The organism is Winogradskyella litorisediminis (assembly GCF_042675765.1).
Lineage (GTDB): Bacteria > Bacteroidota > Bacteroidia > Flavobacteriales > Flavobacteriaceae > Winogradskyella > Winogradskyella litorisediminis.
On the sequence record NZ_JBHTJL010000016.1, the window covers coordinates 74,805 to 88,934 of the forward strand.

Consider the following 14,130-nt stretch of genomic DNA (forward strand, 5'->3'; position numbering starts at 1 on the left):
TCATTATTTCAAGTGCTTCTTAAAAAAGGTAATAGTTCGTTCCCATGATAAATTCGCGGCTTCTTTGTCGTAACGCGGTGTTGTATTGTTATGAAAACCGTGGTTGACGTCTGGATAAATATAAGCAGTATGTTCTATATTATTTGCTTTCAATATTTTCTCAAAAGCTGGCCAGCCTGCATTAACACGCTTGTCTAACTCACCATACTGTAGAAGTAGTGGTGCTTTAATTTTTTTAGCATCTTCAGCTTCGGGTTGTCTGCCGTAATAAGGTACTGCAGCGCTTAAGTTCGGTAAGCGTACAGCCATCATATTAGAAATGTATCCACCAAAACAAAAACCTACAACACCAACTTTGCCAGTACAATTCTCATGATTTTTCAAATGATGATACGCAGCGATAAAATCTTCGAGCATTTCGTTTCGGTCACGTTTCTTTTGCATGGCTCTACCATCGTCATCATTTCCTGGGTAACCACCCAAAGGTGATAAAGCGTCTGGAGCTAAACTTATAAAGCCTTCTTTAGCGGTGCGTCTTCCAACATCTTCAATGTATGGATTAAGTCCTCTGTTTTCGTGAACAACAATAACACCTGGTAATTTTTTAGCACCTTTAGGTTTAGATAAAAGTCCTTTTATTGTTCCGCCTCCTTTTGGAGAATCGTAAGTGATGTAATCAGAATCTAAAGTTGGGTCATCCGATTTTACAAGTAAAGAATCCACATAATTAGGAGACATAAAACTGAGTAAGGATGATACGGTTAAGCCACCAACGGCATAGATGCCAAGTTTTTCAATAAATTGTTTGCGGTTTAATTTGTTATGCGCATAGTCGTCATACAAATCAAATACGTCTTGGCTAATATCTTCTTTTTTTAAATCTTTCATATTTTAAAGATAATAAGTTTTATTTAAAGTGTCCTCAACTTTAATACTCCTATTTTTTTTACAATAATCTTTTTTGTCAATATCGCACTAGAAAATAATTTCTGATTTTCCTTTTTTGTGCTATATCATTCTTTGCTGTTAATTTTCTATTTTATTTCAAGATTGCTATTAACATTTTCGAAATGTCTATTTATGCTTTTGGATTATAATTGAGAATTTTTTGAGCCATAAATCAAAGTTGCTTTTTTAAGTTATTAAAAGTTTGCTATATTTAATAAATTATAAATCAATTAATTATGAAAAAGTTTTTTTGTGCGGCTTTATTGTTTGTGGCTTTAGGTTTTACAAATTCAACTCAAGCACAGGATGCCATGATAGGTGAGGTTAAATTATTTGCAGGAAATTTTGCACCCCGTGGTTGGGCTAAATGCGAAGGGCAGTTATTAGCAATTTCTCAGCATACAGCTTTATTCTCGATTTTAGGAACAACTTATGGAGGTGATGGAAGAACTACCTTTGCCTTACCCGATTTAAGAGGTCGTGTTCCGGTATCTTCAGGAACTGGTCCAGGAATGGATTCCATTAAACTTGGACAAAAAAGTGGAGGTAGAGCTGTAAATTCCGATAAAGCTACAAGTAATATAAAAACGCAACCCACATTAGGCATGCATTATATTATAGCATTACAAGGTGTTTATCCTTCGAGAAGTTAAAGAGAAGGATTAATTTAAAACTTAGGCAACTTTATGGGATGTCTTTTTTATTTAGCTTCTTCAATCTTCTCAATCATATCTCTAAACAAATTCAATAAAAAAGGTAATTTATTAATGTCTCCAGCGGCTAAAAATTTCTGATTTTCAACCTTGACGCCATACCAATCTTTGCGATTAATTTCGTTGAGAATCCATTTTATTTCGAGATTGGCTATTGAGGTTTTAGAAATATCAATCTCAACTTCCCAACCCGGATTTGCTAAGTTTGTAATTTGTATAACTTCGTCTTTTTCCCAGTCACCATCGCAATGCTGTTGAAACCAATCTTGTATCCAATCGATAGTATCCATTTATGAGGTGTGCTTTTTTGATTTGTCTTTAACCGAGGGATGTTTTAAAACCGAATCTAAAGCTACTTCTGGTAGCATATTAGATATTAATTCCTCTTTTAAAAATATTAGATTAAACCCATAGTCATTAGCACCTATAAGTTTGTACCCTTTTTTGTGAGCTAACTTTTGCATAGCAATTGGAGATGCACCGACATTTAGCGGCTGTTTTCCAGTTGGGACAAAATTTTCATCATAGGGTGTTACTTTATCAATGTTACCAAATTCTATATAGGTTTCAATCATAACCACATCGGGTTTTATGCAGGTAATGGCTTCCCAAATATGATAATCGTTTCCATCTATATCAATGGATAAAAAACCAACGTCTAGGTTGATGCTGCTACTTTCAATTAAATTATTAATGTTAGATTTTTTTACTTTCGCACAAATAAATTTCGGAGGACAAAACCAGCTATGCGGATATCTGCTAAAGAAATATTTACCTCTTTCAATACTTTGTTTGTTGGCATCAATAAATAAGCCGTGCCAACCAAAATTGAAATACAGATTGGCAGAATTGCTATTAATACCATCATCGCTACCAAATTCTACAAAGGTTTTGTTTTTCATGCCGAGTACAGTAAAGATATAAAGCAGTTTGCCGTCTTCTTCAAATTGAGAAAACACTCTAAAACCAGTATTAGCTAATTTTATAGGTTTGTTTTTAGCTTTTAAATCTGAATAATGCGCAAAGAGTTGTCGTTGTGAAATTTGTACTTCAGGTGAAAATCTATTTTTGATTTTAAAAATTAGAAAGTATTTTTTTAAAAAATGTTTTAGCATATTATTTTTTTTGTTCGAAGACTTTATCTAAAAATACCTTAACACTTTCTTGATTAGCTCGTATTAGTTCGGTTCGTGCAGCTTTAGTATCACTTGGCTTTTTATCTTGTGAGAGTTTAAATTTACCTTCCCAATCGGTAATTTCAATTTCGAACATTTTTATGTAATCAAGATTTTTATCAAGCCTAGGATTGTCTGGTTCTAAAACATATTTGTGGTCTGGTGCTTCTAAAAATTCGGTCATAGTTATCAACGACTGTTTTAAAGCTGCTTTACTGTCAATTGCGGTGACTTTTCCTTTTAAATGTACTTTAATATAGTTCCATGTTGGTAATTGGGTTGTACTGTAAATACTTGGTGAAATGTAACATTGAGGGCCAGAAAAAAGTATAGTTACTTCGTTATTATTTTTCAACAATTTTGTTTGAGGATTATATATATCTATATGCCCAACAAGTTTTTTGTTCTCGTAAACGAGCGGTAAATGTGTAATAAACGGTTGATTGTCTTTTACTGAAATTAAAGTGGCTAATGGATAAGTTTTAATAACGTCAACCATGTGGTTGATGTCATTATCTTGGTGTTGCTTTGGAGGATACAATAGATTTTAAATTTTCGATTTCTGAATACTGCGACTTATAACTGAGAACCAACAACTAAACTCCAAACTGTCTTAAGTGATGGTCTAAATGTTTGTATTGCATTTTTCCCCATTGGTCTTTGGTTAATTTTCCAAATGATGGATGTGGTTGCCAATCTTCGCGTTCTTTTTGGTTGTTAAGTTCAGAAATTAAATTTAAAATCTCAGTTTTTTCAACTTCAAAATTCTTTTCATCCGTAATTTTAAAGCTTGGTGCTGTTGGCATGTTTTTTCGCCATAATTTATCGCTATACATGGATTTTTTAAATAGCATATTAATTAACCAATTCGGTTTTACGCCGTAATCTTTTTTTTCTAAAATAATATTTAACGGCATTTGGCAGTGGTGTAGCATTTGCCCTGCATTCATTTTACCCCAATTTGGAGAGGTATTTGGGTCTATCTTTTCAATCCGAGATACTATTTCGTCGTAAACTCCATTTTCAAAAAACGATTTCATGTTGAGTGTAATTATTTGAATTTATTTCACTCTGAAATTTACAATTTTTTATCTTTAGAGCATGGCAGATTCTTCAAATTCGTTTTCAATAAAAAACTGGTCCCAAGATGACCAACCAAGAGAGAAATTGAGAGACCGCGGAAAATCTAGTTTAACCGATGCTGAACTTGTAGCAATTATTATCGGTTCTGGTAGTAGAAACGAAAGTGCGGTAGATTTGAGTAAGCGTATTTTGGCAAGTGTTGATAATAATCTTAACGCTCTCGGAAAATTATCTCTTAAACAATTAATGACTTTTAAAGGAATTGGCGAAGCAAAAGCAATAACCATCGCTGCTGCTTTAGAGTTAGGTAGACGTCGTAAATCTGATGATGCTATTAAACAAGAAAAAATTAAAAGTAGCAATGATGTGTTTGACATTATGCAGCCAATAATTGGAGAGTTAGCTCACGAAGAGTTTTGGATATTATATCTTAATAATTCTAATAAAGTAATACAGAAAATGCTGTTGAGTAAAGGTGGAATTACAGGTACATTAGTCGATGTGCGTTTGGTTTTAAAACAGGCTCTAGAAGTTGCAGCAGTATCTTTAATATTAAGTCATAACCATCCGTCTGGTACATTAAAACCTAGCGAAGCAGATAAAGCCATAACTGAAAAATTGAGTCGCGCCGCCATTAGTTTAGATATAAAGGTTTTGGATCATTTGATAATTACAGAGCAATCTTATTTTAGTTTTGCTGACGAAGGACTGTTGTAAAACAAATTTGTAATTATCACTTTGGCGAGGATAAGCTTTGTAATTTAGCTTTTCAAAATAATATATAGAAATACGTCGAGTGCTTTTAGTTTACACACACAAAATAACACCTAGATTAACTTATGCCTTTAAGCATATCTGTAAGCGTATTTTAGGAATCGATGTGGGTTTTACCTCAAAAGTTGAAGAGTTTATAGCCCACGACTCTTTAAAGATGTCTTACACAAAAAAACCATTAAGTAAAGAGGTCTTTGTAATAAGTCATTCACTTTTATTTGAGCAAGGCTTGTCAGATTTAGATATTATCGTGAGCGATTGGGATGATACCAAAGGTTTTTTTGCAGCTGGAGAACAAAGCGATTTGCCTTATGATATTTTTGCAGCTTCATTTTATCTTTTAAGTCGTTACGAAGAATATTTACCTCATGTAAAAGATGATTACGGCCGTTTTTTAGTTACCGAAAGTTTGGCTTATAAAGAAGGGTTTTTAGAAGACCCAATTGTAGATATTTGGGCATATAAATTAAAGGAAGTATTACAAAATCGTTTTCCTGATTATGAATTTCCAACTAGAAAATATATTGTTTCACCAATTATAGATGTACCAAGTTCATTTAAGTTCTCTTCAAAAGGAATGTTGAGAAATATTGGTGGAGCTGTAAGCGATTTGTCTAAACTTAAATTAAAACAATTTTCTCAGCGTATTTTAGTATTATTTGGTCTAAAAAAAGACCCTTACGATACTTTTAATTGGATTATAAACAGACAAAAAAGCGTTAATTTTAAGTTTACAGTTTTCTTTTTAATAGGTGGATATTCGACCTATGACAAAAATGTAAGTATTAATAGAAAGAAGTTTGTATTACTTATTAAATCAGTGGCAGATTATTGTAATGTTGGTTTAAAAGCTTCATTTTTATCTTTAGATAATATTGAAATCTTAAAAAAAGAGAAATTAAAACTCGAAGATATTACTAAAAGAGATTTATTGGCCATTAGGAATTCACATTCAAAACTAAACTTACCATCAACTTATCGAAGCGCAATAGAACTCGAGATAGCACAAGACCATACCATGGGTTACATTAAAAATATTGGATTTAGAGCAGGTACATGTACACCTTTTCTGTTCTATGATTTAGATTACGAAGTGCAAACGCCTCTACAAATTAATACTTACCATTGCATGGATTTTGCTCTTTTAAAATTTAAATCTCAACTCGATAAAATGCAGTATTTACAGCAGTTTATCCATAAAATTAAGAATGTTAATGGCACTTTTAGTCCAGTGTTTCATAATTATACTTTTAGTGATGAAGGCATATGGACAGGTTATAAAGAAATATTTAATGCAATACTAGATTCAGTAGATGACTAATAATATAAAACACGTTTTTTTTGATTTAGACCACACCCTATGGGATTTCGATAAAAACTCAGGATTAACCTTTGGTAAGATATTTGATTTACATAAGGTCGAAATAAATATTGAAGATTTCTTATCAGTTTACGAACCAATTAATTTAAGATATTGGAAGTTATATAGAGAAGAAAAAGTAACTAAAGCTCAACTCCGTTATGGTAGATTAAAAGAGGCTTTTGATACAATTGACTTTTCTGCTTCAGATAAATTAATTAATGATTTGTCAAAAGATTATATAAGCTATTTAAGTTCGTTTAACCATGTGTTTGAAGGTACATATGACGTTTTAAACTACTTAAGTAAAAGATATACGCTTCACATTATTACAAACGGATTTGAAGAAGCACAAGAAAAAAAATTAGTAGCATCTAATATGAAGCATTACTTTGAAACAGTTACAAATTCTGAAATGGTTGGCGTAAAAAAACCCAACCCCAAAATATTCAATTTCGCGCTGCAAAATGCTAATGCAAAACCTAGTGAAAGCATAATGATAGGAGATAGCTTAGAGGCCGACGTCCAAGGAGCAATTGACGTGGGTTTAGATGCGATATATTTCGATTATAAAAACCAAAATTATTATCATAATTATAAACGCATAACAAATTTAAGTGCATTGCAAGATATCTTATAAAAACCGATATTAAAACAAACCTTATATTTACCCGAATAATTCTCTACCAATGTTAAAAAAAATCATTTTCGTACTAATTACCCTTTCTTTAACCGTACCGAGCTTTGCACAAAATAGCATTAACGATTACAAATACGTAGTGGTGCCGTTACAATTTGATTTTCTAAAAGGAAAAGATAAATATCGAACCAGTACTTTAACAAGATATCTTTTTAAAAATGAGGGTTTTGAAGTTTATTTTGATGAAGAAGAGCTACCAAAAGAGTTATTTAATGATAGATGTTTAGCACTTTATGCTGATGTTTTAAAATCATCTAGTTTTTTAAAAAATAAGGTACAGATTGAATTAAAAGATTGCTACGGAAATGTTATCTTTTTGTCTCAAAAAGGTTCTACAAAGGTAAAAGAATTCGCTGATGCTTATCCTATAGTAATTAAAGAGGCTTTTAAGAGTATCAAAGCTTTAAATTATGCATATAAATTTAATCCAAACGTTGGTTATAAAAAACAAACTAATGCAACCTCAGAGCAAGTTAAAAATACTACTGAAGAAACGCAAAAAGCACAAGCCGAAGTACAGCGGCTAAAACAAGAAGTAGAAGATTTAAAAAAACAAAAAGAACTTGCAAAAGCAATAGCCGATAAAGAAATAGCAGAAAAAGAAAAGGTGAAACAGCTAGATCTTAAAAAGGAAAAAAACAAATCTAGTGAGACTATTCTGCAAGAAGAAAATTTAATTAATACAAACTTATTATATGCGCAGCCTATTGATAATGGATTTCAATTAGTGGACGCATCACCAAAAGTAGTTATGGTAATTACAAAAACAGCAGCACCAAATGTATTTACTGTAAAAGGGAAAGATGCTATTGTTTTTAAAGAAGATAATACCTGGTATTATTCTGAAAACGATACAAAAACCAAACTCAATATTAAATTTTAATATCCATATTTATCCTTCCAGAGTTGTTTTAAAAACTGTCGCTGTGCGTTTTCGCGAGCATTGTTTCCTGGTTGATAAAGCTGTGTGTTTTTAATCTCTTCTGGCAAAAATTCTTGAGCTGCAAAATTGTTCTCGTAGTTATGAGAATATTTATAATTTTCACCATAACCTATATCTTTCATGAGTTTTGTAGGAGCGTTTCTTATAGCCAATGGTACAGATAAATCTCCCGTTTCGCGGACTAATTTTTGAGCGTGACCAATAGCTTCGTAAGCCGCATTACTTTTAGGCGAACTTGCCAAATATGTAGCACATTGACTTAAAATTATTCTAGATTCAGGATTGCCAATAACAGACACTGCTTGGAAAGTGCTATTTGCAATTACTAAAGCTGTAGGGTTGGCATTTCCAATATCTTCGCTAGCTAAAATAAGCATTCGTCGAGCAATAAACTTTACGTCTTCACCGCCTTCAATCATTCTTGCTAAATAATAAACGGCTGCATTTGGGTCGCTGCCTCTAATAGATTTTATAAATGCCGAAATGATATCGTAATGCTGTTCGCCAGTTTTATCATACCTAGCAGTATTATTCTGCACCTGATTTAAAACAACGTTGTTTGTAATTACAATCTTATCGTCTTTAAATGAAGCAACAATCAGTTCAAAAATGTTTAGTAGTTTTCTAGCATCACCACCAGAAAGTCTTAGTAATTGCTCAGTTTCTTTAAGTGTAATTTTCTTTTTTGAAAGCTCAACGTCTTCCTTCATTGCGCGATGTAACAATTGTTCTAAATCGTTTTTGCTAAATGAATTTAAGATATATACCTGGCATCTTGAAAGAAGTGCAGGTATTACCTCAAAACTCGGATTCTCCGTAGTTGCGCCAATTAGTGTTACCCAACCTTTTTCAACAGCTTCGAGCAAAGAATCTTGTTGCGATTTGCTAAAACGATGAATTTCGTCAATAAACAAAATTGGGTTTTTAGCTGTAAATAAACCGCCACTTTTTTTCGCTTTATCAATTACATCTCTTATATCTTTTACACCAGAATTTATAGCGCTAAGCTTAAAAAATGGTCGGTCAGATTCGTTTGCAATAATATTTGCTAATGTGGTTTTGCCAATTCCTGGTGGACCCCAAAGGATTAATGATGGTAAAACTCCGCTTTTAATTTGTTGGTAAAGCGGACCGTCTTTTCCTACGAGATGTGTCTGACTTATATAGTCTTCAAGAGTTTTTGGGCGTAAACGTTCTGCTAATGGCGTGTTCATAACATCAAAATTACTAAATCGGTGTGACAATATTTCATAAAACTAAGTATTGGCTTTAAATTTGACTTCCTTATTGTAAATTTCAAACATGTCTCAGCAACAATTTAGATATTCAAACTCAGTAATTGCCTATCCGCTATTACTCGTTTTTTCTATTTGGTTGGTGTTTTGGTATCAGGTTCGTATCGATTCTGGTATTCGTAATTTTGGGATTCATCCAAAAGAAGTAGATGGACTTTTAGGCATATTTACAAGTCCATTTTTACATTCGGGTATTAGCCATTTGTACAATAATTCTATTCCGCTCTTAATACTATCAATGGCACTCTTTTTTTTCTACAAAAAAATAGCTTGGCGTGTTTTGTTTTTTGGTATGATTCTCTCCGGTTTATTGACTTGGTTGATTGCTAAAAATGGTAACCATATTGGAGCAAGCGGCGTAATTTATATGCTAGTAAGTTTCTTGTTTTTTAAAGGAATTATTGCAAAGTACTATCGTTTAATTGCCTTGTCTTTAATAATTATTTTTTTGTACGGAAGTATGATTTGGTATGTGTTTCCTATAAAAGATGGTATGTCTTGGGAAGGACACTTAAGCGGATTATTAACAGGATTGTGTTTAGCTTTTATTTTTCGAAGTAATGTCGCTAAGCCCGAAAAATACCTTTGGGAAGAAGAAAACTATGATGAAAAAGATGACCCGTTTATGAAGCATTTTGATGAAAACGGTAATTTTATAGAGTTTGAAGATGAATATGATATCTTAGGAGAATTAGAAGATAAAAAGCCTCAAATTAATATCAATTATATCTACAAAAACAATTCAGAAGAAGAGTAAGATGAATATTACTTATCAAGTTAGACTACTAACTTCTTTGTCTAACTGCTTCGTATAGAAAAGCGCCACAAGCCACAGAAACATTTAATGATTCAATCTCTCCTAAAATAGGCAGTTTAGCGTGCTCATCTACAGCCTTTAAAACTGATGGGTTAATTCCGCGTCCTTCAGAACCCATAATAATTGCACAAGGTTTTTTTAAATCTACATCAAAAATATGTTTATCAGCTTTTTCAGTAGCGGCAATCACTTTAATACCTGAGGCTTGCATATGAAAAACAGCATCTTTAATATGGTCAACCTTGCAAATTGGGATTTTAAAAATAGCTCCTGCACTTGTTTTAATAGCATCGCCATTTATTGGGGCACCACCTTTTTTCTGAATAATTATCCCCGAAACACCAGTACATTCAGCTGTACGAACAATAGCACCAAAATTTCTTACGTCACTTAATTGGTCTAATAGTAAAAAAAGAGGTGTTTTACCTGACTCAATGACTGACATGACTAAATCTTCAATATCATTAAATGCTACCGGAGATATTTGGGCTACAGCACCTTGATGGTTTCCTTTAGATAATCGATTTAATTTTTCTACAGGTACATATGAACTATTTACCTTTACTTTTCTAATCGCTTGTTCTAATTCGCCAAACAAATCGCCACGAAGTCCTTTTTGCAAAAATACTTTGTCAATTTGCTCTCCAGAATTTATGGCTTCGATAATAGCCCTTAAACCAAATATGGTAGTTTCATTTTTCATGTTGCAAAAATAAAAAACCACTTCATATTAGAAGTGGTTTTTTATTTTTTAATAGATTAGACTTAGTTTTTAATTATTTTTTTAGTTATAAATTTTCCTTCAATAGTCATTCTTAAAAAATAAACGCCTTTTTTTAAAGCCGAAATATCTAGTCTATTTTGATTTTTAATATTGGTAATCAATTGTCCAGTAATATTTAATACTTCGATTTTTTCAATAGAAAAATCTGAACTAATATTTACAAAATCTAATACCGGGTTAGGGAAAATCAATATATTTTTTTCAATATAAGACTCACTATTTAAAGCGAATAGGCAGGAAGCTATATCCGAATTGCTTTCTATAGGTTGTCCTGGTGTTAAATCTCTACCAGAAAATGCCGAGTAACTAGGAGCATATTTTGTAGCTCTAAATGAGTTGTTTGGAAAAGAAACAGGATCGGTTCCTTGACTTTGTGAGTTACCATTACTTGCGTTTACTGGGATGATATATTCCCACAAAATATTATTTGAAGCGTCAATTTCAAAAATTTTACCCTTTGTACCTTCCATTATCAATGTATTTCCATTTGATAATCTTTGCGCACCACTTATTATTGGAGAATAAAAATCTTCTGGATTAGTAGCTGAATAAATATAATCTGGGGTTAAAGGTCCATAAGGTTGTGTATTTACAGACGGATCAGAGTAGAAACCTGGACTTGTTGAAGGTGGATTTAATACGTAAACCTCAGAAAAAGAAGGGTTTCTCCCATTACCGTTGTTAAATACAATTAGCTTTCCATTATCCGCAACACTATTTCTAATGAAATGAGGGAAATGTTGACCAAATAGCTTTCTGTCTGCAGAAGTTCCTCTTTTGTATGCTTCAGGGTTTCCCCAGCGGTATAAGAAGTCTCCGCCTTTTCCGTATATGCCACCGCTACCAGTTGCAGCCTCAGCTGTTGTTGTCGAATGATCAATAATATATATTTCACTTACATTTCGACTACTTATAACAATCTGGTCTAATGTCTCGTCATATTGAATAGAATTTACATGTAACCAGTTTGCTGAATCACTCCCGCTAGAAGTGTAATTAATATCTAATAAGTTTGGGTTATCAGCAACTACTCCAAAATTATCTAAAGACATATCATAATCTTGGATTAGATGATCCTTAACGTTCCATTCCCAAACTACAGTGGCATCTGACATGCCAACTGGCGTAACTTCTATAATTTGTTCGTTGTATAAGTTTGAGCTAGATAGATTTGCAGGGTTTCTACCAGCTTGTAAAGCTTCTGCTTCAGACATTAATTCTGCAGCTAAAATTAGAATATTTCCATTTGGCATGGGATATATATCATGATGCTGTCTCTGAGTAGGTGTGTCTATGAAATATTGCCAAGTTAAATTTCCATCCCAATCGTATTTTTCTATAACGCCGCCTTGCCCTCCAATAGGAACATTATTTGAACTTGTTTTTCCTGCGCGTAAAATACTCCCATCATCTAATAAATAAACTGCATTTCCAGGAGGAAAGTTGCTAGTCCAAGAATTAATTAGTTGACCACAATTATCAATTAAATAAGTTTTTTCATGAATTGTAAAAAGAGTGTAACCATCTGTGACATTTTCATTTAGTGATGTAGTCCCTATAGTATTTTGGCAATAAATATTACAAAATAAATTAATGAATAAAATTGATAGTAAAATTTTTTTCATTTTAATCTTTTTTTACAAACCTACTAAATTATTTATGCTTTTTTACCATTTTATTGACTCTTAAGAAAAAATTGATGTGTTAAAACGTTGAAGTTAAACTCACATGAATTTTGGAATCTGATAATTTGAAAGGAATATTTTCAGTTTTTCCGCTAGAATAATTCAACCTAAAAAGCCCTGCCTTTGTAAGCAAACCCAGACCAAAACCAAAGCCAAACAATTTTGTTTTTGACTGAGTGATATCGTTTTCAAAATATGCAGCGTCAATGACAGAATGTACATAAATAGAATTGCTCAGTCTGTACCTATATTCAGTATTTAAAACTCCAAATAAATTGGCAACTAAGCTATTTTCTTCAAAACCTCTAATAGAATTTATGCCACCAAATCTGTACAATTCATTATCTAAATAATTGTCGGAATTTAATGTTGCACCAGTCAGTCTAATAAAGAAACTATTTCTAGTATTAAGGTTGAAAATTTTATATGCTTCTAAGCTGAAAGCGTTTTGCTGTGTTTCGACGCTGTTTTGAGCTCGGTTACCGAAATTCGCATTAACATCAAACCAAAAGTTGATTGGGAATAACGGGTCGTAATATTGAGGTTTTATGTAATTGTATCCTATTTGATAAAAACTTGAATTATAATCATCAATTAGTATCGAATTTGAATTTAGCAAATCACTAGAAACCGAGCTACCTAAACCAGCACTTAATCTGTTGTTTGGATTAATCTGATAATTGAGTTTTGCTTGTTGGCGCGTTGTAGAAAATGTAGAATCTTTTCTAAAAATCTTCAACCCTAATTCTAAACCTATTGGCGAACCAAATAAATATGGCGCATCTAAATTAACATCGAAGGTTTGTTGGTCTATTTCGTCACTTTTATAAAAAAGCCTTAAAGATTCGCCATAATTTAAATTATTTATCAATCGCAAATCAACATAACCATCAAAATTTAATCTACCAGTATTTTCGTTGGTGCCAAAACCTAGGTAGCCATCAAAATTATTACTTCGTGTTTTTTCAGCATACAGATATAAAGATGTGGAGTCGCTAGTGAATAGAACTTCAGGTGGTTTAGATTCTTTTGCAAATCTTAGATTTTGTAATTCTGAAGTTTTCGATTTTATTTCTTCAAGATTAAAAGATTGTCCTTTTTTAAGTTTTAGAAATCGCTTAATGAAAGACTTTGGGAATTTTTCGTACCCTTTGACTATTATTTTGTCAATCCGACGCTTTTGATTTGTTTTAATAAATAAATCGGCTTCAATCAGTTTAGAACTAGATTTCCTAATATTTTTTAATTGTAAGGTTGAAAACGGGTCGCCTTGTTCAGCAATTCGTTTATTTAATTGGTTCAATGTTTTTTGAAGGTTATTTATGCTAACATCAAAATAGTGAGTTGAAATTTCTACTTCAGAAAATTTAAGAAGCTTTGAGTTAAATTTATTTTTGAAAAATACTCTTATGGTATCAATTTTTTCTCCTATATATATATGAGCTGTATAAAGCGAGTCGGCTGTTTTTTTTAATTTTTCAATTTTAGAATCAATGTAACCGCCATTAATAAGTTTAGATTTTACACTTTTTACTTCTAAGTCTAAAGTATTAAAATCTTTAAATTGTTTAGCGTAATTTAATGAATCGATTACTTTTGTAGCAGCTTTTGTTTCACCTATAATAACTAAAGAAAGATTTTGTCCGCTACATAAATTGTAGCTTGTAAAACAGAAGATAAGCAAAACATAAAATAGCTGCTTTTTCATGATTGTTCTTGAATGCGTTTTTACGAATTTATAACGTAAAAATACGGTTAAATGTATAGTAGGTTATTTATATTCAAAAAATCTTTGCAAAAATAGTTCTTAACTATTTGAATTATACAGATATATTTCTACCTTTGCAGCCCTC

Annotated in this window: 15 protein-coding genes; 6 read left to right on the plus strand and 9 right to left on the minus strand. The window is 32.1% G+C overall.

Annotated elements, in window-relative coordinates:
- Positions 1 to 3: 3 nt before the first annotated feature.
- Positions 4 to 888, minus strand: a complete 885-nt coding sequence (locus ACFQ1Q_RS11400; protein WP_386131472.1) for a dienelactone hydrolase family protein — start codon at positions 886 to 888, stop codon at positions 4 to 6.
- 296 nt (positions 889 to 1,184) lie between these two features.
- Here ACFQ1Q_RS11400 and ACFQ1Q_RS11405 point away from each other — a divergent pair, with 296 nt between their 5' ends.
- Positions 1,185 to 1,601 (plus strand): phage tail protein, encoded by a 417-nt coding sequence (locus tag ACFQ1Q_RS11405; RefSeq protein ID WP_386131475.1) that lies wholly within the window; start codon positions 1,185 to 1,187, stop codon positions 1,599 to 1,601.
- Between the two features lie 47 nt (positions 1,602 to 1,648).
- On the opposite strand, the gene ACFQ1Q_RS11410 is transcribed toward ACFQ1Q_RS11405, so the two are convergent.
- From ACFQ1Q_RS11410 to ACFQ1Q_RS11425, 4 genes are read right to left on the minus strand one after another with little or no spacing between them, the layout of a single operon-like run.
- Positions 1,649 to 1,951: an immunity 53 family protein gene (locus ACFQ1Q_RS11410; protein WP_386131478.1), complete on the minus strand. Its 303-nt coding sequence runs from the start codon at positions 1,949 to 1,951 to the stop codon at positions 1,649 to 1,651.
- On the minus strand, positions 1,952 to 2,776 hold the full coding sequence (locus ACFQ1Q_RS11415) for a hypothetical protein (protein WP_386131481.1): 825 nt from the start codon (positions 2,774 to 2,776) through the stop codon (positions 1,952 to 1,954). It abuts the gene before it with no gap.
- Position 2,777: 1 nt separating this feature from the next.
- Positions 2,778 to 3,377 (minus strand): FMN-binding negative transcriptional regulator, encoded by a 600-nt coding sequence (locus ACFQ1Q_RS11420; protein WP_386131484.1) that lies wholly within the window; start codon positions 3,375 to 3,377, stop codon positions 2,778 to 2,780.
- A 55-nt stretch (positions 3,378 to 3,432) separates the two neighbouring features.
- A complete protein-coding gene (locus ACFQ1Q_RS11425) occupies positions 3,433 to 3,876 on the minus strand; it encodes a DUF1569 domain-containing protein (protein WP_386131486.1) in 444 nt (147 codons plus the stop codon).
- 61 nt (positions 3,877 to 3,937) lie between these two features.
- On the opposite strand from ACFQ1Q_RS11425, the gene radC reads away from it, so the two are divergent.
- The 4 genes from radC (at position 3,938) to ACFQ1Q_RS11445 (ending at position 7,636) form a co-directional block, all read left to right on the plus strand.
- A complete protein-coding gene (gene radC, locus ACFQ1Q_RS11430; protein WP_386131489.1) occupies positions 3,938 to 4,636 on the plus strand; it encodes a RadC family protein in 699 nt (232 codons plus the stop codon).
- A 79-nt stretch (positions 4,637 to 4,715) separates the two neighbouring features.
- Positions 4,716 to 6,014, plus strand: coding sequence for a polysaccharide deacetylase family protein (locus ACFQ1Q_RS11435; protein WP_386131492.1), 1,299 nt, complete (start codon positions 4,716 to 4,718; stop codon positions 6,012 to 6,014).
- A complete protein-coding gene (locus ACFQ1Q_RS11440) occupies positions 6,007 to 6,693 on the plus strand; it encodes a YjjG family noncanonical pyrimidine nucleotidase (RefSeq protein ID WP_386131494.1) in 687 nt (228 codons plus the stop codon). Before ACFQ1Q_RS11435 ends, ACFQ1Q_RS11440 begins: the two co-directional genes overlap by 8 nt.
- Before the next feature lie 49 nt (positions 6,694 to 6,742).
- The gene (locus ACFQ1Q_RS11445; protein WP_386131497.1) at positions 6,743 to 7,636 is read left to right on the plus strand and encodes a hypothetical protein; all 894 of its coding nucleotides are present in this window, start codon (positions 6,743 to 6,745) and stop codon (positions 7,634 to 7,636) included.
- Here ACFQ1Q_RS11445 and ACFQ1Q_RS11450 read toward each other — a convergent pair.
- Complete coding sequence (locus ACFQ1Q_RS11450; protein ID WP_386131500.1) at positions 7,633 to 8,910, minus strand: replication-associated recombination protein A; 1,278 nt, start codon at positions 8,908 to 8,910, stop codon at positions 7,633 to 7,635. The two genes, ACFQ1Q_RS11445 and ACFQ1Q_RS11450, sit on opposite strands and share 4 nt — an antisense overlap.
- Positions 8,911 to 8,998: 88 nt before the next feature.
- Between ACFQ1Q_RS11450 and ACFQ1Q_RS11455 the strand changes: the two genes are divergently transcribed.
- On the plus strand, positions 8,999 to 9,748 hold the full coding sequence (locus ACFQ1Q_RS11455) for a rhomboid family intramembrane serine protease (protein WP_386131502.1): 750 nt from the start codon (positions 8,999 to 9,001) through the stop codon (positions 9,746 to 9,748).
- Positions 9,749 to 9,776: 28 nt separating this feature from the next.
- Here the strand turns inward: ACFQ1Q_RS11455 and rlmB are convergent, their stop codons facing one another.
- The 3 genes from rlmB to ACFQ1Q_RS11470 form a co-directional block, all read right to left on the minus strand.
- Positions 9,777 to 10,511 (minus strand): 23S rRNA (guanosine(2251)-2'-O)-methyltransferase RlmB, encoded by a 735-nt coding sequence (rlmB, locus tag ACFQ1Q_RS11460; RefSeq protein WP_386131505.1) that lies wholly within the window; start codon positions 10,509 to 10,511, stop codon positions 9,777 to 9,779.
- 62 nt (positions 10,512 to 10,573) lie between these two features.
- Positions 10,574 to 12,217, minus strand: a complete 1,644-nt coding sequence (locus ACFQ1Q_RS11465; RefSeq protein WP_386131507.1) for an aryl-sulfate sulfotransferase — start codon at positions 12,215 to 12,217, stop codon at positions 10,574 to 10,576.
- Between the two features lie 79 nt (positions 12,218 to 12,296).
- Positions 12,297 to 13,985, minus strand: coding sequence for a POTRA domain-containing protein (locus tag ACFQ1Q_RS11470; protein WP_386131510.1), 1,689 nt, complete (start codon positions 13,983 to 13,985; stop codon positions 12,297 to 12,299).
- Positions 13,986 to 14,130: the final 145 nt, after the last annotated feature.